Origin of the sequence: Caulobacter segnis (genome assembly GCF_023935105.1) — a bacterium.
In the GTDB taxonomy this organism is placed as follows: Bacteria; Pseudomonadota; Alphaproteobacteria; order Caulobacterales; family Caulobacteraceae; genus Caulobacter; species Caulobacter segnis_B.
This window is the reverse complement of record NZ_CP096040.1, coordinates 3,917,401-3,938,625: the sequence shown is the minus strand read 5'-3', so window position 1 is coordinate 3,938,625 and position 21,225 is coordinate 3,917,401. Positions and strand designations below refer to the sequence as shown.

Here is a 21,225-nt window from a genome sequence, read left to right as displayed (position 1 = left end):
TGCGATCGCCCGGACTTTCCTAGATTTGGGGAGGGCCGAGGTGGTTATCTTGGTAAAGCTGTGTTAAGTACATTCAACGTGAGTTGCCCTCGGCTTGACTAGGGCCTGGCGAGAGGCGGAGATTTCCATGGTCGGAAATGTGGCGCGAGGACCGGCGACATCGTCGCCCGCCCATCGCTCGAGCACGCCTTATCTGATCCTGCTCGCGATCGTGGGCATGATGGCCGTCGGCTATCATCCCAGCGCCAAGTCCGCCCAGATCGAGACCCCGCTGGCCTTGCCGCGGATCCGCCAGATGGAGCTTGGCGGCGCGCAATGGACCGTGAAGCGCCACTTGGAAGTGTGGGACAACATCAGCTTCCGCAACGAACATATCGAACACCGCCAAGGTCGCGTCGCCGTCTGCGGCGAGGTCCAGGTGGGCGCCACCGGCGAATTCCAGCCGTACGTGGTCGTCAATGGCCGCGCCGCGCTGGCCAGTGATAACGGCAGCGATCTGCACCAGGTCTGGCTGGAGTTCTGCGCGGTCTGACGCGCCTGGGCGGACCCGCGTTTGCCTCCAAGATAATCAAGAAATTCAAGTCTCTAGAGCCTTCTGGTGCGCCGATTGGCGCGGCTGTGGGCCGTCTGGAGTCTCTGTCTCGTCCAGCCGGCGATCATGACCGGCTCTCGATCCGCGTCGCCCGCCCGGCCAGGACGTTCGTCGCCATCCGTGTGTCAATACTGACTGACGAGTAAGTCAATATTGACACATGCGTCAGCGTGGCGCCAAGGTGAACGTCGTTCGCGGAACAACGCCGAGAAAGGCGTGGCCGGCGACAGGGAGGGAACCATGAAACGCATCGCCTATACGCGTCTGCGCTGGCGCTGACGATCGCCGCGCCCGCCATCGCCCAGACCACTTCTGCCCAGACCACTTCTGCCCGGGCCACTTCCAGGCCGGCTCCGGCGGACGCCAAGCCTGTCGAGCAGGTCGAGGAGGTGGTCGTCACCGCCACCCGCCGCAGCGAGCGCCTGCAGGACGTGCCGCTCAGCGTCACCGCCTTCTCGCAGACCGAGCTGACCAAGAAGGGCATCGTCAACTACGACGGCATCGCCCGCGAGACGCCCGGCGTCGTGCTGAACAAGGCCAGCGACAACAACGTCCGCTTCACGGTGCGGGGGATCTCGACCAACGGCTGGGGCGCGGGCCTGCAGACCACCACGACCATCTATGTCGACGAGCTGCCGCTGACCACGATCGGCAACACCGTGACGCTGGATCCCAACCTCTACGACGTCGAGCGCGTCGAGTTCCTGCGCGGGCCGCAGGGCACGCTGTTCGGCTCCGGCTCGCTGTCGGGCGCCTTGCGGATCCTGACCAAGAGCCCGAACCTTTCGTCCTATGACTCCTCGGCCCTGGCCGACCTGGGCTACACGCCGGACGGCGAGGGCGTGCGCCAGCGCTACAACGCCATGGTCAACCTGCCCATCGTCAAGGACGCCATGGCCCTGCGCCTGGTCGGCTTCTATCGGGACGAGGACGGCTACGTCGACAACCTGGGCACCGGCGTCAAGAACGCCAACAAGCTGAAGGACTGGGGCGGCCGGGCCATACTGCTGATGCAGCCGAACGAGCGCCTCAGCCTCCGCCTGCTGGCCTCCTACGAGGACAGCGATCCCAAGGACTCGTCGCTGACCACGCCGTCGCTGGGCGAGCGCAAGCGCTACAGCACCGTTCCCGACCAATATACGACGAAGACCAGCATCCTGAACGGCACGCTGGACTACCAGTTCGACGGCGCGCGGCTGACCAGCTCGTCGACCTTCTCGAACGCCGACGGGCTGTTCAACGTCGATCTGGGCGGGACCTTCAACCTGGCGGTGCCGTTCTACCTGTTCGACACCGCGACCACGAAGACCTTCGTCCAAGAGGCGCGCCTGGTCTCGGATCCGGGCGGCCGCTTAGATTGGGTGGCCGGCGGCTTCTACCTGCATCGCGAACTGGACCTTGAAGGCGAGGACCGCACGGCCCCGGCCTTCCTGGCCGCGCGCGGCATCACCGGCCTGCCGGGCGCGGTCTTCGCCAAGTTCGGCAGCGAGACCCGCACCTATGAGTTGGCTGGCTTCGGCGAGCTGACCTACCACCTGAATGACAAGCTCTCGGCCACCGGCGGGCTGCGCTACGGCAAGTACGGCGGCACGGTCGACACCCACGCGGGCTTCAACTCGGCCTATTTCACCTACGCGCTGGTGGGCCTGTCCGGGCCGCTGGCCCTGGTTCCGAACGCGGCGGCGACGACCAAGTACCCCTCGGCCAAGAAGGCGTCGTGGAAGGCCAGCCTGACCTACAAGCCTTCGCGAGACCTGACGACCTACGCCACCGTCTCCACCGGCTACCGTACGCCTGTCTACAACGCCCGCGCCGGCAGTGTCAGCACAGTCAACCCCAGCGATCTGGTCATCCCGGCGGGCGCGGGTTCGGACAACCTGACCAACTACGAGGTCGGCCTGAAGGGCCGCTTCCTTGACGGCCGGATGAGCGCGGCCCTGGCGGCCTACTACATCGACTGGAAGAACATCCAGGTGCAGGCCAACCGTCAGTCGGACTCGATCCAGTTCGCGACCAATGTCGGTCGCGCGGCCAGCAAGGGGCTGGAGGCCGAGGTCACCTTCGCCCCGACCAAGGGCGTTCTGCTGGGCGTCAACGGCTCGCTTAACCAGGCCAAGGTCACCGAACTGACTACCCAGGAGGCGACCATCTCCGGCGCGGTGGACGGCGCGCGACTGGCCTCGCCGCACGTGCAGGGCTCGTTCTTCGGGACATTCACCTACGCGCTGAACGGCCAGACCCAGGGCTTCACCAGCTTCCAGATCCAGCATGTCGGCGCGTTCCCGAACGGCTTCCCGAACACGCCGGGCAAGGCCGGGGTGGTCAGCCCGCTCTACGGCCACACCGACCGCTATACCTATCTGAACCTGCAGACCGGAGCGCGGTTCGGGCCGGATCACCGCCACCCTCTATGGCGAGAACCTCGGCAACAGCGGGGCGACGGTCTACATCCACCCAGAGGCCTTCGTCTCCAGCCGCTACGCCATCCTGCGGCCACGCACCTTCGGCATCCGCCTGGGCTACAACCTGTGAGCCGGATCTGGGCCTGCCTGGGCCTGATCGCCGCGCTGCTGGCCGCCGCGCCGGTCCGGGCGGACGAGGCGCGGCCCCGGGTGTCGATCCGCCAGGGCGTCCTGCAAGGCGTCCAGACGCAAGGCATGACGGCCTATAAGGGCGTGCCCTACGCCCAGCCGCCGGTTGGCCCGCTGCGCTGGCGGCCGCCTGCGCCGGCGGCCGGCTGGTCAGACGTGCGCGACGCCTCGGCGTTCGGCAGCGCCTGCCTGCAGCCCCCGCAGTCGCCGACCGGCCTCTATTCGGGCGGCATGGCCCCGATGAGCGAGGACTGCCTGAGCCTGAATGTCTGGACGCCCATCGGTGCGAAGAAGGCGCCGGTGATGGTCTGGATCCACGGCGGCGCGCTGGTGGGGGGCAGCAGTTCCGAGCCGCTCTATGACGGCGCCAAGCTGGCCAAGCAGGGGATCGTCCTGGTGTCGATCAACTACCGGCTGGGCCTGTTGGGCTACCTGGCCCACCCGGCGCTCAGCGCGGAGTCGCCCCAGCATCTGTCGGGCAACTACGGCCTGCTGGACCAGATCGCTGCGCTGCGCTGGGTGCGCGACAACATCGCCGCGTTCGGCGGCGATCCGGGGCAGGTGACGATCGCGGGCGAGTCCGCCGGGGGGCTCAGCGTCATCGCCCTGATGGCCAGTCCTCAAGCGAAGGGCCTGTTCCAGAAGGCCATCGTCCAGAGCGGCTACATGCCGACCTATCACGCTCTGCATGACGAAGCCCTGGGCTTGCCCTCGGCCGAGGCCGGCGGCGCGGCGCTGGGCAAGATGGCCGGCGCCAGCACCGCCGAGCAATTGCGAGCCGCCGACCTCGTCACCCTGTTCAAGGCGGGACTGGCCACGGGCTGGCAGCCCGAGCCGGTGATCGACGGTGTCGTGCTGCCGCGCCAGCTGGTCGAGGCCTTCGCGCGCGGCGAGCAGGCCAAGGTCCCGGTCCTGGCCGGTTTCAACGAGGGCGAGATCCGCTCGCTGCCGTTCCTGATGCCGCCGGCGCCGGCTACCTCGGCCGCCTATGTCGCCGACGTCGAGAAGCGGTTCGGCGACAGGGCCAAGGCCTATCTCGCCGTCTATCCTGGCGTGGATCCGAAGGCCGACGTCATGGCCTCGATCCGCGACGGCCTCTATGGCTTCGCGGCCCAGAACCTGGCGCGCCAGCAGGCGGCGGTGGGGCAGCCGGCCTATCTCTACTATTTCCGCCACGGCACGCCCGCCCAGGCGGCGCGCGACCTGAAGGCCTTTCATGCCAGCGAGCTGCCCTACGTCTTCGGCCAGGTCGGGGAGGGCGCGAAGCTGGGACCGAACTGGCCACGCCCGCCGCTGACCGCCGAGGAGACGGCGCTGTCGGACGCCATGATGGCCTACTGGGTCTCGTTCGTTCGCACCGGCGTTCCGACGGCGTCGGGCGAGACGGCGTGGCCGCGCTTCACGGCCCGGGAGCGCAGCTACCTCGACATCGACGTCCGGCCAGTCGCCGCGCGCGACCTGCATCCCGCCGCCTTCGGCTGGGCCGACGCCCTGGTCGCCGAGCGGCGGGCGCACGGCCGCGCCTGGCGGCTCGACATCGGCTTCTCGGCCTTTCCGGTGCCGTCCGTTGACGCCCCCGACGCGAAGCGGCAACCAGAGGCGCGATGAGCATCGATCAGACCCAAGCCCCCAAGGCGCCCCGCGCGGGCAACCACAAGGCGCGCGTGCGCGAGCAGACGATCGAGCGGATCCTGGACGCCGCCGAGCAACTGTTCGCCGAGTTCGGCTATCACGGCGTCACGCTGAAGGATGTCGCCGCGCGCGTCGGGGTCAGCTCGACGCTGATCCACTACCACTTCGCCGGAAAGGAAAGCCTCTACGAGGCCGTCTGGGCCCGCAAGGCGCCGATCTCGGCGCGCAACCGCCTGGAGGCGATGCGCCGCTATGCCGAGGCGGTGGGTGACAAGGTCACGGTCGAGGGCGCGCTGCACGCTTGGATCGACACCGACCTGAACGTCCAGCTGCACGACACCGACCAGTGGCTGGCCTTCGGCAAGATCAGCGCCCAGGCCAACAGCGCCGCCGGCTGGGGCGCCGAGAAGATGACCAAGTACTTCAACCCGGTGGTCCTGGCCCTGATCGACCTGTTGAAGAAGGCGATGCCCGACTGCGACGAGGCGACGATCTTCTGGGGCTATCACTTCGTCTCGGGGGCCATGACCCACAACATGGCGCGCACCGGGCGGCTGGACGAGCTGTCGCACGGCCTTTGCTCGTCCAACGACTTCGAGTCGATCCGCCGGCACATGGCGACGTTCATGGCCGCCGGCTTCCACGCCATCTGCCAGCAGGGCCGCGCCGGGGATGGCAAGGCGTGAGGCCGGCCCGGACGGGCCCGAGGCATCAGTGGAACTTAAAGCCTACTAAATCGATCTGATTTAGGCCTGAGGCGTATCGGGTCCATGGTCACGGTGTCGCCGGGAGGGGCTCGGCGGCCGCCAGCCCGTGACCTTCGATGCGCCTCCGGAAGCGACCGTTCTCCCTCGCCGTCGCGTCAGTCCTCCTCGATGAGGCTGCTATGCTTGGTGTCGGGCATGCGCAGATAGACCACCAGCGACACGGCGATCATCGCGGTGACGTAGATATAGAAGCCGCGCTCCAGGTGCTGGCTCTTGAACCACAGCGCCACGTATTCGGCCGTGCCGCCGAACACGGTATTGGCCAGGGCGTAGGGCAGGGCCACGCCCAGGGCGCGGATGTGGGCGGGGAACAGCTCGGCCTTCACTACCGCGTTGATGGCCGTGTAGCCGGTGACGATCACCAGGGCGGCCAGCACCAGCAAAAAGGCGACGAACGAGCTGGTCGTGGTCTCCAGCGTGCGGAAGATCAGCCAGGTGAACGCCACCCCGGCCACGCCGAAGCCGACCATCAGCGGCTTGCGCCCGACGCGGTCGGACAGCGCCCCGGCCAGCGGTTGCAGCAGCATGTAGATGAAGAGCGCCGCGGCGGTGATCTCGGTGGCCGCCTCGCGGCTGAAGCCCGAGGTGTTGACCAGGAACTTCTGCATGTAGGTCGAGTAGGCGTAGAAGGCCAAGGTGCCGCCGGCGGTCAGCAGGACCACGGTCAGCGCCTGGCGCGGGTGGTGACGGAACAGGGCCCAGCCGCTGGAGACAGCCATGGCGCCGCGTTTGGCGGCGCTTTGAGCCTTGGCGAAGCTCTCGGTCTCGGCCAGGCCCCGGCGGATGTAGTAGACGGCCACGGCCAGGACGCCGCCGGCCGCGAACGGGATGCGCCAGCCCCAGGCCTCCAAATCCTTCGGCGTCAGGACGGCCTGCAGGCCCAGCAGCACGCACAGCGCGATCAACTGGCCCGAGATCAGGGTCACGTACTGGAAGCTGGAGAAGAAGCCGCGGTTCTCCTTGCCGGCCATTTCGGACAGATAGGTGGCCGAGGCCCCATACTCGCCGCCGACCGACAGCCCCTGCAGCAGGCGAGCGACCAGCAGGATGATCGGGGCGGCGATGCCGATGCGGTCATAGCCGGGCGTCACCGCGATCAGCAGCGAGCCGGCGCACATCAGGGTCACCGAGAAGGTCAGCCCCGCCTTGCGGCCCTTGCGGTCGGCGTAGATGCCCATGATCCACGCGCCGACCGGGCGCATGACGAAGCCGACCGCGAAGATCGCCGCCGCGCTCAGCAGCTGGGCGGTCGGGTCATCGGACGGGAAGAAGCTGGGCGCGAAATAGAGGGTGAAGGCCGAGTAGACGTACCAGTCGTACCACTCGACCAGATTGCCGGCCGAGCCGCCGATGATCGACTTGATCCGTCGACGACGATCCGAAGCTTCACTCAAGATGGTTTCCTCCCGGCGTCCGCCGCCCTCGGCGGGAGCCTGTCGCGCTCCGGCCCTTATCCGGGTCAAACGGATCGCGCGCGGATTTCCGCCATGTCTTCGAAAATTCGACCGCGCGGGGGCGGCCCGGCGCCCAGAAAGCTCGCGCTGGATCGGCCAAAGCGCCGCGCGCCGGTCATTGGCGCGCCGGCCGCCTCCAAAAATCTTTTCGTCGTCGACACGGTCGGTGAACGGAGTTTTTCTGAACGGGGCGCCGCCGCGCGCCCTCGAGCCGAAGGGGCCCCCGCATGGACGGTCTGACCGAGCGCCTGGACTGGTTCAAGAGCGTGATCCTGCCGCACGAGGCGGGACTGCGCGCGCGCCTGCGCCGGCTGTGCCCGCCGGGCTTCGACGTCGACAATCTTGTCGCCGAGAGCCTGGCCCGCGCCTACGCGGCCAAGGACATCGGCCGCATCGGCGCGGCCGGGCGTGGCTATCTGCACACCATCGCCCGAAACCTGCTGATCGACGCGATCCGCAAAGACACGGTGGTGTCGCTGGACTTTATGGCCGACCTCGACACGCTGCGAGTCGACGACACGTTCGAAGCCTCGCTGACCGCGCGCGACGAGCTGCGCAAATTGCAGGCGATCATCGAGACCCTGCCGCCGCAGTGTCGCCAAGTGTTCATTCTGCGGCGGGTGCACGAAGTTTCTTTCCAGGAGATAGCGGATCGCATGTCGCTATCCGTTTCGACAGTCGAGAAGCATCTTGCTAGAGCTGTGATGCTCGTGGCCAAGGCGATGTCCGAGCGCGAGGAAGGCAGTTTTGACCGCATCACCCGCAGGTCCGGAAAGACGGCAGGCGATCGAGGCGCAGGCGTCGGAGTTCGTCGTTAGGCTGCAAGGCGACGTCGGCGCGCGCGAGCGGCGCGCCATCCACGACTGGATCGAGGCCGATCCCCATCACGCCGTGGCCTTCGCGCGCATGGAGGCGGCCTGGGAAGCGGGCGAGCGCCTGCGGGCCTGCCCGCCGTCGGTCGAGAGCGCGCCCGAATCCGAGGCGGCCGAAGCGCCGCGTCCCTTTCTGTCCCGACGAAACATCTTGGTCGGTTCGGCGGCCGCCACCCTGGTGGCGACGGTCGGCATGGCGATCTGGCGCTACGCCCAGGACGTCGAGCTCTATCGCACCCGCCTGGGTGAGCGACGCGAGGTGCGCCTGGCCGACGGCTCGCGCATCCACCTGAACACCGCCTCGACGGTCGAGGTCTCGCTGCGCGAGGACAGCCGACGCGTGCGCCTGGTCAAGGGCGAGGCCCTGTTCGAGGTGGCCCATGACCCCAGCCGGCCGTTCCTGGTGGACGCGGGGGCCGCCAAGCTGCGCGCGGTCGGCACTGCCTTCAACGTCCGCATCCGCGAGGCGGTGGTCGAGTTGACCGTGACCGAGGGCGTGGTGGCCGTGGCCGAGAACGTCGCGGCGGTCCGAAGTGTCGACGCCCGTCACGTGGCGGCCGGCGACGGGGCGGTGATCCGCGGCGGCGCGGTGGCGCCCACCGTGCTGAACCCGAACCTGCTGCGCCAGCGCGTGGCCTGGCAGGACGGGGTTATAGAACTGGACGGCGAGACGCTGTCCCAGGCCGTGGACGAGTTCAACCGCTACCGTGACCGGCCGATCATCGTCGGCGACCCGCGCCTGGCCAACCTGCGCGTCGGCGGCCGCTTCGAGGTCGACGAGGCCGCCAAGTTCCTGACCGCCGTCGAGGGCAGTTTCCCGGTCCAGGCGATCACCGCCAACGACGGAAGCATCCTGCTGGTGATGCGCTCCTAAAAATTTTCATTTCCCGGATGGCGGTTCTCGCCCCGGCCGCCCGTTCGACTGGTTGACACGGTTCAACCGCGCTTGGGGGCGTCGTTTATGTCTAAGTCCAGTTTCTGGTATCGCGGCGGGCTGATCGCCACCGTGGCCATGGTCGCGCTGCCGGCCGCGGCCGCCGAGAAGGCTACCGACTTCCACATCGCCGCCCAGCCGATGCAGAACGCGCTGAACGCCCTCTCGCAGCAGTCGGGCGTGCGGTTGCTGTATCCGTACGACCAGGTCGCGGGCCTGCGCTCGCCGGCGGTGACCGGCCGGATGTCGACGCGCGAGGCGCTGCAGAAGATCATCGAGCGCTCGTCGCTGCGGGTGGCGATCATGCAGGACGGCCTGATCGCCCTGACCGCGACCCCGGCGCCGGGCTTGATCCGCACCAGCGCGCCCGGCGCGGTCTCGGTGGCCGAGGCGATCCAGGCCGATCCGGTCGCGCCCGCCGCCGCCGAGGCTCCGCAGGAGGTCGAGGAACTGGTGGTCACCGGCGCCCGGGGTGCGGCCCGTACGGTGATCAAGAGCGCCACGCCGATCGACGTGATCGGCTCGGCCGAATTGGAGCGCACCGGCCGCGCCGGCGTCTTCCAGGCCATGCAGACGCTGGTGCCGTCGTTCAATCTGCCGGCCCGCGCCGGCGGCGGCACCTCGACGGTGATCTCGACGGGCGGCCTGCGCGGCCTCAACCCCGACCAGACCCTGGTGCTGGTCAACGGCAAACGCCGCCACAAGACCGCGCTGATCAACTCGGTCTCGTCGTTGTACAACGGCTCGGTGCCGGCCGACCTGGACCTGGTGCCGACCTCGTCGATCGGCCGCATCGAGGTGCTGCGCGACGGCGCCGCCGCCCAGTACGGCTCGGACGCCATCGCCGGCGTCATCAACATCATCCTGAAGGAGACGCCCGGCGGCTCGGTCAGCGTCACCCACGGCGAGAACTTCGATCGCAACGACGGCAAGTTTACCCAAGTGGTCGGCAACTACGGCTTCAACCTGGGTGACAAGGGCTTCCTGAACCTGTCGGTGGCGACCAAGGATCAGGCCCTGTCCAACCGCGCCATCCCGGTCGCCTCGACGATTCAGATCTATCCGAAGATCGGCACGGCCGCCGACCCGCGCGAGGCGACGGTCGACCGCCTGGTCACCCGCAACTACGGCGTCCTGCCGCAGTGGGGCGTGAACCTGGGTTACAACGGCCACTACGAGGTGGGCGAGGTCGAGGTCTATTCGTTCGGCACGCTCAGCAAGCGGGTCTCGGACCTGCCGTTCACCTTCCGCGCCCCCAACAGCGTCAATGCCCTGCCGCAGCTCTATCCGGAGGGTTTCCGCCCGAACCTGGTGATCCGGGAGCAGGACTTCGACCTCGCCGTCGGCGCGCGCGGAACCTTCCACGGCTGGTCGTGGGACGTCTCGTCGACCTTCGGCAAGGACCTGGCCAAGGAGCGGGTCTCCGAGAGCCTCAACGCCAGCCTCGGCCCGAGCAGCCCGACCAGCTTCTATGTCGGCAAGCTGGTGTCGTCGGAGTGGGTCAATTCGATCGACGTGACGCGCGGATTCGGCCTGGCCAACGGCGGTGATGTCCAGGTCTCGTTCGGCGGCCAGTATCGTCACGAGACCTATCAGGTCGGCGCGGGCGAGCCGCTCAGCTACGCCGCGGGGACCTACGTGATCCCGGCCGGCCAGCCATTCGCCGGCCAACGCCCGGCGACCGGGGCCCAGGCCGCGCCGGGCTTCCAGCCCAGCGACGCCAGCAAGTCCAAGCGCAACAACTACGCGGCCTATGGCGAGGTCGGCTACACCCAGGGCAAGCTCTTCCTGGGCGCGGCCGTCCGCTACGAGAACTATGACGACGCCTCGGGCGACACCGTGGTGGGCAAGGTCAATGGCCGCTACGAGCTGACCGACTGGCTGGCCGTGCGCGGCGCGGCCAGCACCGGGTTCCGCGCTCCGGGCCTGGCCCAGGAGAACTATGCCGCCAGCTCCAGCCAGTTCCGCCTGGTGAACGGCGTCCTGGACCTTCTGCAGATCAAGACCCTGCCGGTCGGCTCCAAGGAGGCTGTCGCCCTGGGCGCCAAGCCTCTGACGCCCGAGACATCCAAGAACTACAGCCTGGGCGTGACGCTGGAGCCGCTGCCGCGTCTCAGCGTGACCATCGACGCCTACCAGATCGACGTCGACGACCGCATTGCCATCACCAGCACCCTGACGGGGGCGGCGGTCAGCAACATCCTGATCGCCAACGGCCTGCCGGGCTCGCTGAGCGCCCAGTACTACACCAACGCCATCGACACCCGCACCAAGGGCGTCGACGTGGTGGCCAGCTGGCGCCAGGACCTGGGTTCGTTCGGCGCGCTGCGGGTGAACCTCGGCTACAATCACAATGAGACGAAGATCACCCACATCATCGACAATCCGCCGGAGCTGGCGGCGTTGGGCGCGAACTACGTGCTGTTCGACCGTCTCAGCCAGAGCTACCTGACCAAGGCCTTCCCGAAGGACAAGGTCTCGCTGGGGGCCAACTGGTCGTGGAACAGGCTGAACGTGAACCTGCGCGAGACGCGGTTCGGCGGCTACAGGATCGAACAGAACACGGTCGCCAACGACCGTAGCTACGGCGCCAAGTGGATCACCGATCTGGAAGCCAGCTACCAGGTCACCAAGACCGTGACGGCGACGGTCGGGGCCAACAACCTGTTCAACATCTACCCGTCGGCCAACGGCGTGTTCAACGCCACGATCGGGTCGGGCCAGTATCCCGGCACCTCGCCGTTCGGCTTCACCGGCGGATCGTACTACGCCCGTCTGCAGTGGGACTTCTGAGCATGCGCAAGCGCACCTTTCTGGGCCTGTCGCTGGGGCTGGGCGTCGGCAGCCTGACGGCGGGCCTTTCGCAAGCCGCCCCGAAAAGCTTCGCGGGCCGGGGCGAGATCCTGTGGGACCGCTATGGCGTCCCGCACATCTACGGCAAGGACGACGCGGCCGTGTTCTACGGCTTCGGCTGGGCCCAGGCCCAGAACCACGGTGACGTGGTCATCCACCTGTACGGCGAGGCGCGGGGCAGGGCGGCCGAGTACTGGGGCGAGAGCTTCGCGGACTCCGATCGCTGGATGCTGGCCAACGACGTTCCCCGCCGGGCGGCGTCCTGGTACCGGGCCGAGAGCGCGGCGTTCCGGGCCAATCTCGACGCCTTCGCCGAAGGGATCAACGCCTACGCCAAGGCCCATCCGGACAAGATCGATCCGGCGGTGAAGGTCGTGCTGCCGGTCACCGGCGAGGACGTCATGGCCCACGCTCACCGGCTGATGCAGTACATCTACATCGCCCCCCGCGAGAAGACGCTGGGCGGGTCCAATCCCGCCGCCAACGCCGGCTCCAACGCCTGGGCCGTGGCCCCGTCGAAGTCGACCAGCGGCAATGCCATGCTGCTGGCCAATCCGCACCTGCCCTGGCCGACCAGCTACTTCACCTATTTCGAGGCCGACCTGAACGGGCCGGGCTACCAGATCTACGGCGCCACCCAAGTTGGCCTGCCGGTGCTGCGCTTCGCCTTCAACCAGCGGATGGGCTTCACCAACACGGTCAACACCCTGCTGGGCTCGACCAACTACGAGCTGAAGCTGGCCGACGGCGGCTACGTGTTCGACGGCAAGGTGCTGCCGTTCCAGACCCGCCAAGCCAGCTTCAAGATCAAGGGCGCCGACGGGGCCCTGCGGACCGAGACCCTGACCATCCGCTCGTCGGTCCATGGGCCGGTGTTCGAGCGCCCCGACGGCAAGACGGTGGCCCTGCGGGTCGCCGGCCTGGATCGTCCCGGCGGCCTTTCCCAATACTGGGAGATGGGCCTCTCCAAGAGCTTCGCCCAATTCGAGAAGGCGCTGCGCAAACTGCAGGTAGCCAAGTTCAACATCGTCTACGCCGACAAGGAAGGCCACATCCAGTTCCTGGACAACGGCATCCTGCCCAAGCACGACAAGGGCGATCTGGCCTATTGGAACGGCTTCGTGCCGGGCGACACCTCGGCCACGCTGTGGACCGACATCCTGTCCTATGACGACCTGCCCAAGGTCACCGACCCGGCCAGTGGCTTCGTCCAGAACGCCAACGACCCGCCCTGGGTGTCGACCTGGCCGCAGGCGATCCGCTACGAGGATTTCCCGCCCTATGTGGCGCCGAACGGGCCCATGTCGCTACGGGCCCAGCAGTCCACGCACCTGCTGGCCGACAAGGCCAAGCTGTCGTTCGAGGACTTCGTCGCCCGCAAGCACTCGCACCACACCCTGATGGCTGACCGCGTGCTGCCCGACCTGATCGCGGCGGCGCAGGGCGATCCGGATCCGGAGGTGCAGGCCGCCGTGGCGCTGCTGAAGGGCTGGGACCGCCAGACCACCGGCGACAGCCGCGCGGCCCTGCTGTTTGAGACCTGGGCGGCCAAGTTCTCGCCCAACAACTTCCTGGTCCAGGCCAACTACAAGGTCAAATGGTCGCCGGCCGATCCGATCTCGACGCCCAACGGCGTCGCCGATCCAGCCAAGGCAGTCGAGTTCCTGAAGGCGGCCATCGCCGAGGCCAAGGCCAAGTACGGGGCCATCGACCGCCCGTTCGGCGAGGTCTCGCGCTTCGCCATCGACGATGTCGACCTGCCGGGCAACGGCGGCTTCGGCAACACGGGCCTGTTCCGCACCATCACCTGGGGACCGCTTAAGGACGGCCGGCGCCTGCCGCAGCACGGCGAGACCTGGGTGTCGATGGTCGAGTTCTCCACCCCCATCAAGGCCGTCGGCCTGATGAGCTACGGCAACGCCAGCCAGCCTGGCTCCAAGCACCGCGCCGATCAGCTCAAGCACCTCTCGGAAAACACCCTGCGCACCCTGTGGACCACCCGGGCCGAGGTCGAAAAGAACCTTGAAGCCCGCACACCCTTCTAGACCTTCGGAGACGCCAAGATGCTGAAACGATCCCTGCTGCCCGCCGTCCTGGGCGCGACCCTGCTGATGACCGCCGGCCAGGCTCTGGCCGCCAACCCGCACGACGGGGCCTGGGTCTCGGTCGAGGAGAAGTCCTACTGGAGCGACGGTAACCTGCCCAAGGGCTTCAAGCTGACCATCAATCTGAAGTTCGGCGACAACAAGCTGGAGTACCACTCGGTCAACACCACCGGCGGCCGCGAGTTCAAGACCGACTATCTGACCAGCCTGGACGGTACGCCCGCCATCTTCAACGACCAGGCGCGCTTCAACCAGGTGTCGGTCAAGCAACTGGGGCCGGACGAGTTCCAGATCCTGAAGATGAAGGACGGCGACGTGATCGTCGGCGAATTCTGGACCTTCCGGCCCGACGGCAAGACGCTGGTGCGTCGCGGCGTGGGCAAGTCGCCCGAGGGCCGCTCCAAGGCCTACCAGGAGACGTTCGTCCGCCAGTAGGGACGAGCCAGGCGGATTTCCGCCCATCGCGTGGGAGGAGGGCGTCGGAAACGACGTCCTCCTTTCGCGCGCGCCGTGATCTGTAGCGCCGCGAAGTCGCGAACGGACGTCCAGACGGGCGTCCGTTTTCGCATGCGCGTATTTTCAGGAAGCGGGGTTCTCGTCGTATTGGCGGGGGTCCAAGCTGTGCTTGGACCCCCATGGTGCCGCCGGGCAGGATTGAACTGCCGACCTCAGCCTTACCAAGGATGCGCTCTACCACTGAGCTACGGCGGCGACGAGGAGGGGGCGTATAGCGAGGAGAATCGCGAACGCCAAGCCCAAAATCGCCTTGACCGGACAACTTTGTCGCCGCACCCCCGGCGCATGCCGATCAGCGACGACAAATCTACGCGCGAGGCCAAGCTGGCCGAGGCCCTCAGAACCAACCTGCGCAAGCGAAAAGCCGCGGCGCGCGGAACTTCTGGCGAATCCGACCCGGCCAGCGCGGCGGCGCGCGCGGCGCCGACGCCGTATAGCGCCGTTCGAAACTTGCTGGGGATAAGTCACCGCGACGGAAGCCGGGTCGCGCTGGTGCTCGAGCTTTCCGCGCCTTTCCCGAATCCGGACGGCGTGGACTGGGCGGTCGCCGTGCGGCTGACCGGCGACGGCGGCCAGTTCGACACCGAGCATGGCAAGGCCGCCTTCGGCCGCGACGGCCTGGCGGCGACGCGCAAGGCGCTCGACCTGGCGCAGGTGGCCCTGGACCTGGCCAGCACGACCCACGATCTGCGCTGGCCCGGCGACGAGCGCTCCTACGATCTGTCCGCGCCCCTCTGAGGGGCCGATTTAGTGGGGCCAAATATGGGGCGAGCCCTTGCAACCCCTCTTGCAACGGATAGAACGCCCCCCTCACATGTGAGCCGCGCGGCGCCCCCACCCCCGCGCGTTCGAGGGACCTTAATGGATCGCATCGCCATCACCGGCGGCGCGCGGCTGAACGGATCGATCCCGATCAGCGGCGCCAAGAACTCGGCCATCAAGTTGATGGCGGCCAGCTTGCTCACCGACGAGCCGCTGCGCCTGACGAACATGCCGCGCCTGGCCGACACCCGGTTCCTGGGCAAGCTGCTGACGCGCCTGGGCGTCAGTGTCACCGAGAGCGACGGTCCCGACGGCCAGCAGACCATCCTGCACGCGCCGGAGATCACCAGCGGCTTCGCGCCCTACGACCTGGTGCGCCAGATGCGCGCCTCGTTCAACGTGCTGGGCCCGCTGGTCGCCCGTTCGGGCCAGGCCAAGGTCTCGCTGCCCGGCGGCTGCACCATCGGCGCGCGCCCCGTGGACCTGCACCTGCAGGCGCTGGAGGCGCTGGGGGCCAAGATCGACCTGCATGAGGGCTACGTCTACGCCCAGGCCCCGCGCGGCCTGAAGGGCGCGGAAATCACCTTCCCGTTCGTGTCGGTGGGCGCGACCGAGCACGCCATGCTGGCCGCCGTCCTGGCTGACGGAACGACCGTCATCCACAACGCCGCCTGCGAGCCCGAGCTGGTCGACCTGCAGGAATGCCTGAACGCCATGGGCGCCAAGGTCCAGGGCGCCGGCACGCCGACCGTGACCATCACCGGCGTGCCCCGCCTGAAGGGGGCCAGCCACGCGGTGATCCCCGACCGGATCGAGATGGGCACCTACGCCGTCGCGGCCGCCATGGCCGGCGGCGAGGTCCGCCTGACCAACGCCCGTCCGGGCCTGATCGACGCCCTGCTGGAAAAGCTGAAGGAAGCCGGCGCTGGCGTCGAGGAGACCGCCGATGGCTGCATCATCCGCCGCAACGGCGAGCGCCTGAATGCCGTCGACATCGAGACCGCGCCGTTCCCGGGCTTCGCCACCGACCTGCAGGCGCAGTTCATGGCGCTGATGACGACCGCGAACGGCGAGAGCCGCATCCGCGAGACCATCTTCGAGAACCGCTTCATGCACGCCCCCGAGCTGATGCGCCTGGGCGCGGACATCTCGGTCTCGGGCGGCGAGGCCCGCGTGCGCGGCGTCGCCCAGCTGGAAGGCGCCGAGGTCATGGCCACCGACCTGCGCGCCTCGGTCAGCCTTGTGATCGCCGGCCTGGTCGCCCGCGGCGAGACCACGGTCAGCCGCATCTATCACCTGGATCGCGGCTTCGAGCGCCTGGAAGAGAAGCTGGGCGCCTGCGGGGCCCAGGTCCGCCGCATCGTCGGCGACGGCGAGCCGGAGCTCTAGGCCATGGCGAAACCGAGCAAGCCACTGCGCCTGCTGGCCCAGGACGCCGACGACCTCTCCGTGCTGTCGGCCGCCCTGCAGGACGCCGTCGCCAAGATCGGCGACATCCGCTGGGACGCGCAGAGCCGCACCCTGACGATCGCCTGCAACCGCTTCCGCTGGGAAGGCGAGGGGCGGACGGGCGAGCGCGTGCGTTCGGCCCTGCAGTTCGGCGACGTCTCGGGCGTCCAGGCGCGCAACCTGCGCCGCGACGCCAAGGGCGCGATCGTCGAGTTGCTGTCGATCGGCTTCGAGCCGGCCGAGGAGGCGCCGGCGGGCGTCGTCACCCTGACCTTCGCGGGCGGCGGCGACATGCGGGTGTCGGTCGAGTGCCTGGACGTGGCCCTGGCCGACGTCTCCGACCCTTGGGCCACGCCTCGGACGCCGGGACACGCGGACTAAGAATTGGGCGCCTGCTCAGAGGTTGAGCGGCGTCTTTCTTCTGATCTTTCCGTAGGCAGAGCGAATGCCGCGGTTTTGTCCCACGCTCTAGTGATCGGCCGGCCAATTCGCCTGCGGCGCGAGTGCTGTTAAGTTAACGTCACGCGCCCGACAGAAGCGCGCTCGTTAGGGACGCCTCGATGGCCAGAAGGTCAGCCTACTCGACCGTTTTCGCTTCATGCGACATCGCCAGGCCGGACATGCCGGTGTCGCGGGGCGGGCTCCGCTTCGACTGGGCGCGGGTCACGGCGGTGGCGCTGTGCCTGATGTTCTGGGCCGGGGTGGTGGCGATCACCTCCGCGGCGCTGGGCTGAAGCCACCGAACGGCGTTCCGTCGATTGCCAGGAAGGGCGAACCCCTCCTAAGCTTCGCCGCATGCGCGCCCCCGACAGCGATCTGTGGAACGAGGATCTGGCCCCGACCAGCCAGGAGCAGCGCACCTGGCGCTGGCGGCACTTCGCGGCGCTGTGGCTGGGCATGGTCATCTGCGTGCCGGCCTACATGCTGGCCTCGGGGCTGATCGAGCAGGGGATGTCGGCGGGGCAGGCGGTGGCGACCGTGCTGCTGGGCAATCTGGTCGTGCTGGTCCCGATGCTGCTGATCGGCCACGCCGGCGCGCGCTGGGGCGTGCCCTATGCGGTTCTGGCCCGGGCCTCGTTCGGCTGGAAGGGCGCTCGGGTCCCGGCTGTTGCAAGAGCGATCGTCGCCTGCGGCTGGTACGGCATCCAGACCTGGATCGGCGGCGGGGCTCTGCTCACCCTGCTGGGCGTCATCGTCGGCCGCAAGCTGGAGGGCGCGCCGCTATCGCTACTGGGCATTGGCCTGGGCCAACTGCTGTCCTTCTTCGCCTTCTGGGGCGTCCAGCTCCTGTTCGTCACCAAGGGGCTGACGGCGGTGCGCAAGCTGGAGACCTGGACCGCGCCGATCAAAATCTTGATCTGCGGCCTGATGGTCTGGTGGGCGGTCAGCAAGGCCGGCGGCCTGGGGCCGATCTTGCACCAGCCTTCGGCCTTCGTCGAAGGCGGGCCCAAGGCCGGCCAGTTCTGGAGCGCCTTCGCCCCGGCCTTGACGGCCATGGTCGGCTTCTGGGCGACCCTGGCCCTGAACATCCCCGACTTCACGCGGTTCGCGCGCCAGCAGTCCGATCAGATCATCGGCCAGGCCGTGGGGCTGCCGGCGCCGATGGGCCTGCTGGCCCTGGTCAGCGTGGTGACGACCTCGGCCACGACGATCGTGTTCGGCAAGGCGATCTGGGACCCGGTGCAACTGGCCGGCGACATCGGCGGGATCGCGGTGGTCGTGGGCCTGCTGATCATCAGTCTCGACACGGTGTGCTGCAACATCGCCGCCAACCTGGTCGGGCCGGCCTACGACTTCTCGGCCCTGTGGCCCAGCAAGATCAGCTATCGCACCGGCGGCTGGATCACGGCCGGGATCGGCGTGCTGATCATGCCCTGGAAGCTCCTGGAGACCACCCAGGGCTACATCTTCACGTGGCTGGTCGGCTATGGCGCGCTGCTGGGGCCGATCGCCGGGATCCTGATCGTCGACTACTGGATCGTGCGGAAGGCCCGGCTGGCGGTGGACGACCTCTACGCCAAGGATGGCGACTATGCGTACCGGGGCGGCTGGAATCCGGCGGCGGTCACGGCCCTGGTTCTGGGCGTGCTGCCCAACCTGCCGGGCTTCCTGGCGGCCGCCGCGCCGCACCTGTTCGGCGGCGTGGGGGCGTTCTGGATGGGGCTCTACACCTACGCCTGGTTCGTGGGCCTGGCGATCGCGGCGACGGTGTACGGGGTGATGATGCGGAGCTCCAAGGCATAGGCTTTCCGCCAATCCAATGCGTGTCATCCCGGAAGCCTCGCAGAGGCTATCCGGGACCCAGGGGCCGCCGCACCGCGATCGCCCCTGGGTCCCGACTCTCCGCTTCGCTGCAGCCGGGATGACACGAAAGGGATTGCCCGTTTCCAGGCTTTCTCACTTGCTTGCCGGTAAAATTACCGCATTTAGACCCAATGCGCCGCTTCTCCTTCACCGACCCCGACTTCCATGCCACCTTCAAGGCCTTCCTCGACGAGCGTCGCGGCTCGCCGGCCGATGTCGATGCCGCCGCCGCGACGGTGCTGGACGCGGTGAAGACCCATGGCCTCGAGGCGGTGCTCGACTACAGCCGCAAGTTCGACAAGGTCGAGCTGACCGCTCAGACGATCCGCGTCACGCCGGAGGAGATCGAGCAGGGCTGGGCCGACACGCCCGCCGACGTGCGCGAGGCCATCGCCTTCGCCGCCGCTCGCATCCGCGCCTATCACAGCCGCCAGCGGCCGGTCGACCAGGCCTGGACCGACGAGGCCGGCGTCGCACTGGGCTGGCGCTGGACGCCACTGGAAGCGGTGGGCGTCTATGTCCCCGGCGGCCGGGCGGCCTATCCCTCCACCGTGCTGATGAACGCCGTGCCCGCCCAGGTCGCCGGCGTCGACCGCATCGCCATGGTCACCCCGCCCGGCAAGCTGCAACCCGCCGTGCTGGCCGCCGCCAAGGAAGCCGGCGTCACCGAGATCTGGCGCGTGGGCGGGGCCCAGGCCGTCGCCGCCCTGGCCTATGGAGCCGGACCCATTCAGCCGGTCGACAAGATCGTCGGCCCCGGCAACGCCTATGTCACCGCCGCCAAGCGCCGCCTCTATGGTGTCGTCGGCATTGACGCCCTGGCCGGTCCCTCCGAGATCGTCGTGGTCGCTGACAACAAGAACAATCCCGACTGGATCGCCGCCGACCTCCTGAGCCAGGCCGAACACGACCCGGCCGCCCAGTCGATCCTGATCACCGACGATCCGGCCTTCGCCGCCGCCGTCGAGCAGGCCGTGACCGAGCGCCTCAAGACCCTAGCCACCGGCGAGGACGCCGCCGCCTCGTGGCGCGACCACGGCGCGGTGATCATCGCCCCGCTGGACGAGAGCCCGGCCCTGGTCGACGCCATCGCCCCCGAGCACGTCGAGTTCGCGATGGACGATCCCGAGCGGCTGTCGGACCGCGTCCGCCACGCCGGCGCGATCTTCCTGGGCCGGGTGACGCCCGAGGCGATCGGCGACTACGTGGCCGGCTCGAACCACGTGCTGCCGACCAGCCGCGCTGCGCGCTTCCAGTCGGGCCTGTCGATCTACGACTTCATCAAGCGCACCTCGATCGTGAAGTGCGACACGGCGTCGTTCGGGATCCTAGGACCGCACACGGTGGCCCTGGCCAAGGCCGAAGGGCTGCCCGCCCACGCCCTCTCCGCATCCGTGCGGTTGCCTTCTGGCGACTGACGCGCGAACCTCCCGCGTCAGATGAGCACCGACGACCGCGCCAGCCACAAGATCAAGTCGATCGAGATCGACGAAGACAGCCTCGCGGCCGCCTCGCGCGACCAGGAGCAGGAGCGCCAGGTCGCGATCTTCGACCTGCTGGAAGGCAATTACTTCGAGCCGGCCGACGCGCCGGGCGGTCCCTATGACATCCGCCTGTCGCTGATCGAGAATCGACTGGCCTTCGACATCCGCGGGCAGGGCCCTGAGAACGAAGGGTGGGAGCGCCGTCATCTGTTGTCGCTGTCACCGTTCCGGAGCGTGATCAGGGACTATTTCATGATCTGCGACAGCTACTACTCGGCGATCCGGAACTCGACCCCTCAACAGATCGAGGCCTTGGACATGGGCCGGCGCGGCCTGCACAACGAGGGTTCGAACCTGCTGCGCGAGCGGCTGGACGGCAAGGTCAAGACCGATCTCGACACCGCCCGCCGCCTGTTCACCCTGATCTGCGCGCTGCACTGGCGAGGCTGAGCTCGTGGGGGAGCTGCCGGACGCCGTACTGTTCAGCTGTAACTACAACCGTGTGCGCTCGCCCATGGCCGAAGGGCTGTTCAAGCGCTTCTACGGCAAGCAGGCGTTCGTCGACTCGTGTGGCCTGAAGCCGGATCCGGCGGGGGAGGGGATCGACCCCTTCGTCGTGGTGGTGATGGATGAGCTGGGCCTGGACGTCTCCGACCACAAGCCCAAGACCTTCGCCGAGCTGGAGGACGACAGCTTCGACGTCGTCGTATCCCTGACCCCAGAGGCCCAGCACCGCGCGGTGGAGCTGTCGCGGGATCGCTCCGTCGCCATCGAGTACTGGCCGACCCACGATCCGACCCTGGTCGACGGCTCGCGCGAGGCGCGGCTGGAAGCCTATCGCGAGGTGCGCGACGCCCTGGCCGCACAGATCAAGCAACGTTTCGGGGCGCCATCGACGTTTGGGGGGTGA

Annotated in this window: 17 protein-coding genes and 1 tRNA gene; 16 read left to right on the top strand and 2 right to left on the bottom strand. The window is 68.2% G+C overall.

Annotation, left to right across the window (positions count from 1 at the left end; all coding sequences use genetic code 11):
• Window positions 1–127: 127 nt before the first annotated feature.
• The 3 genes from MZV50_RS18455 to MZV50_RS18445 all read left to right on the top strand — a co-directional run bounded on the left by MZV50_RS18455 (window position 128) and on the right by MZV50_RS18445 (window position 5,501).
• On the top strand, window positions 128–532 hold the full coding sequence (locus MZV50_RS18455) for a hypothetical protein (protein WP_252630747.1): 405 nt from the start codon (window positions 128–130) through the stop codon (window positions 530–532).
• 449 nt (window positions 533–981) lie between these two features.
• The gene (locus MZV50_RS18450; protein ID WP_252630746.1) at window positions 982–4,791 is read left to right on the top strand and encodes a TonB-dependent receptor domain-containing protein; all 3,810 of its coding nucleotides are present in this window, start codon (window positions 982–984) and stop codon (window positions 4,789–4,791) included.
• Complete coding sequence (locus MZV50_RS18445) at window positions 4,788–5,501, top strand: TetR/AcrR family transcriptional regulator (RefSeq protein ID WP_252630745.1); 714 nt, start codon at window positions 4,788–4,790, stop codon at window positions 5,499–5,501. The genes MZV50_RS18450 and MZV50_RS18445 overlap by 4 nt, the downstream gene beginning before the upstream one ends.
• 176 nt (window positions 5,502–5,677) lie before the next feature.
• Here MZV50_RS18445 and MZV50_RS18440 read toward each other — a convergent pair whose 3' ends face one another.
• Window positions 5,678–6,976: an MFS transporter gene (locus MZV50_RS18440; protein WP_252630744.1), complete on the bottom strand. Its 1,299-nt coding sequence runs from the start codon at window positions 6,974–6,976 to the stop codon at window positions 5,678–5,680.
• A gap of 287 nt (window positions 6,977–7,263) precedes the next feature.
• On the opposite strand from MZV50_RS18440, the gene MZV50_RS18435 reads away from it, so the two are divergent.
• From MZV50_RS18435 to MZV50_RS18415, 5 genes are all read left to right on the top strand, one after another.
• Window positions 7,264–7,854 carry an RNA polymerase sigma factor gene (locus MZV50_RS18435; RefSeq protein WP_252630743.1) on the top strand — a complete coding sequence of 197 codons (591 nt, stop codon included), beginning with the start codon at window positions 7,264–7,266 and terminating at the stop codon, window positions 7,852–7,854.
• Window positions 7,784–8,782, top strand: a complete 999-nt coding sequence (locus tag MZV50_RS18430) for a FecR family protein (RefSeq protein WP_252630742.1) — start codon at window positions 7,784–7,786, stop codon at window positions 8,780–8,782. Before MZV50_RS18435 ends, MZV50_RS18430 begins: the two co-directional genes overlap by 71 nt.
• Before the next feature lie 87 nt (window positions 8,783–8,869).
• Window positions 8,870–11,635, top strand: a complete 2,766-nt coding sequence (locus tag MZV50_RS18425; RefSeq protein WP_252630741.1) for a TonB-dependent receptor plug domain-containing protein — start codon at window positions 8,870–8,872, stop codon at window positions 11,633–11,635.
• Window positions 11,636–11,637: 2 nt separating this feature from the next.
• Window positions 11,638–13,740, top strand: coding sequence for a penicillin acylase family protein (locus MZV50_RS18420; protein WP_252630740.1), 2,103 nt, complete (start codon window positions 11,638–11,640; stop codon window positions 13,738–13,740).
• Between the two features lie 18 nt (window positions 13,741–13,758).
• On the top strand, window positions 13,759–14,235 hold the full coding sequence (locus tag MZV50_RS18415; protein ID WP_252630739.1) for a hypothetical protein: 477 nt from the start codon (window positions 13,759–13,761) through the stop codon (window positions 14,233–14,235).
• 201 nt (window positions 14,236–14,436) lie between these two features.
• Here MZV50_RS18415 and MZV50_RS18410 read toward each other — a convergent pair.
• A tRNA-Thr gene (locus MZV50_RS18410) sits at window positions 14,437–14,511 on the bottom strand.
• A gap of 90 nt (window positions 14,512–14,601) precedes the next feature.
• Between MZV50_RS18410 and MZV50_RS18405 the strand changes: the two genes are divergently transcribed.
• The 8 genes from MZV50_RS18405 to MZV50_RS18365 all read left to right on the top strand — a co-directional run bounded on the left by MZV50_RS18405 (window position 14,602) and on the right by MZV50_RS18365 (window position 21,225).
• Window positions 14,602–15,054 (top strand): hypothetical protein, encoded by a 453-nt coding sequence (locus MZV50_RS18405; RefSeq protein WP_252630738.1) that lies wholly within the window; start codon window positions 14,602–14,604, stop codon window positions 15,052–15,054.
• Window positions 15,055–15,177: 123 nt separating this feature from the next.
• Window positions 15,178–16,467 (top strand): UDP-N-acetylglucosamine 1-carboxyvinyltransferase, encoded by a 1,290-nt coding sequence (murA, locus tag MZV50_RS18400; protein ID WP_252630737.1) that lies wholly within the window; start codon window positions 15,178–15,180, stop codon window positions 16,465–16,467.
• A 3-nt stretch (window positions 16,468–16,470) separates the two neighbouring features.
• A complete protein-coding gene (locus MZV50_RS18395; protein ID WP_252630736.1) occupies window positions 16,471–16,908 on the top strand; it encodes a DUF2948 family protein in 438 nt (145 codons plus the stop codon).
• Between the two features lie 179 nt (window positions 16,909–17,087).
• Window positions 17,088–17,261, top strand: a complete 174-nt coding sequence (locus MZV50_RS18390) for a hypothetical protein (protein WP_252630735.1) — start codon at window positions 17,088–17,090, stop codon at window positions 17,259–17,261.
• 61 nt (window positions 17,262–17,322) lie between these two features.
• The gene (locus MZV50_RS18385) at window positions 17,323–18,771 is read left to right on the top strand and encodes an NCS1 family nucleobase:cation symporter-1 (protein WP_252630734.1); all 1,449 of its coding nucleotides are present in this window, start codon (window positions 17,323–17,325) and stop codon (window positions 18,769–18,771) included.
• A gap of 191 nt (window positions 18,772–18,962) precedes the next feature.
• Window positions 18,963–20,249, top strand: coding sequence for a histidinol dehydrogenase (gene hisD / locus MZV50_RS18375; RefSeq protein ID WP_252630733.1), 1,287 nt, complete (start codon window positions 18,963–18,965; stop codon window positions 20,247–20,249).
• Between the two features lie 21 nt (window positions 20,250–20,270).
• Window positions 20,271–20,765: a UPF0262 family protein gene (locus MZV50_RS18370; RefSeq protein WP_252630732.1), complete on the top strand. Its 495-nt coding sequence runs from the start codon at window positions 20,271–20,273 to the stop codon at window positions 20,763–20,765.
• Window positions 20,766–20,769: 4 nt separating this feature from the next.
• Window positions 20,770–21,225 carry a low molecular weight phosphatase family protein gene (locus MZV50_RS18365; protein WP_252630731.1) on the top strand — a complete coding sequence of 152 codons (456 nt, stop codon included), beginning with the start codon at window positions 20,770–20,772 and terminating at the stop codon, window positions 21,223–21,225.

What these genes read in the sequence shown, in the direction of transcription:
- MZV50_RS18370 (WP_252630732.1), top strand. Translation starts at nt 20,271, where the DNA reads ATGAGCACCGACGACCGCGCCAGCCACAAGATCAAGTCGATCGAGATC.
- MZV50_RS18455 (WP_252630747.1), top strand. Translation starts at nt 128, where the DNA reads ATGGTCGGAAATGTGGCGCGAGGACCGGCGACATCGTCGCCCGCCCAT.
- MZV50_RS18420 (WP_252630740.1), top strand. Translation starts at nt 11,638, where the DNA reads ATGCGCAAGCGCACCTTTCTGGGCCTGTCGCTGGGGCTGGGCGTCGGC.
- MZV50_RS18395 (WP_252630736.1), top strand. Translation starts at nt 16,471, where the DNA reads ATGGCGAAACCGAGCAAGCCACTGCGCCTGCTGGCCCAGGACGCCGAC.
- MZV50_RS18385 (WP_252630734.1), top strand. Translation starts at nt 17,323, where the DNA reads ATGCGCGCCCCCGACAGCGATCTGTGGAACGAGGATCTGGCCCCGACC.
- MZV50_RS18390 (WP_252630735.1), top strand. Translation starts at nt 17,088, where the DNA reads ATGGCCAGAAGGTCAGCCTACTCGACCGTTTTCGCTTCATGCGACATC.
- hisD (WP_252630733.1), top strand. Translation starts at nt 18,963, where the DNA reads ATGCGCCGCTTCTCCTTCACCGACCCCGACTTCCATGCCACCTTCAAG.
- MZV50_RS18445 (WP_252630745.1), top strand. Translation starts at nt 4,788, where the DNA reads ATGAGCATCGATCAGACCCAAGCCCCCAAGGCGCCCCGCGCGGGCAAC.
- MZV50_RS18435 (WP_252630743.1), top strand. Translation starts at nt 7,264, where the DNA reads ATGGACGGTCTGACCGAGCGCCTGGACTGGTTCAAGAGCGTGATCCTG.
- murA (WP_252630737.1), top strand. Translation starts at nt 15,178, where the DNA reads ATGGATCGCATCGCCATCACCGGCGGCGCGCGGCTGAACGGATCGATC.
- MZV50_RS18415 (WP_252630739.1), top strand. Translation starts at nt 13,759, where the DNA reads ATGCTGAAACGATCCCTGCTGCCCGCCGTCCTGGGCGCGACCCTGCTG.
- MZV50_RS18425 (WP_252630741.1), top strand. Translation starts at nt 8,870, where the DNA reads ATGTCTAAGTCCAGTTTCTGGTATCGCGGCGGGCTGATCGCCACCGTG.
- MZV50_RS18405 (WP_252630738.1), top strand. Translation starts at nt 14,602, where the DNA reads ATGCCGATCAGCGACGACAAATCTACGCGCGAGGCCAAGCTGGCCGAG.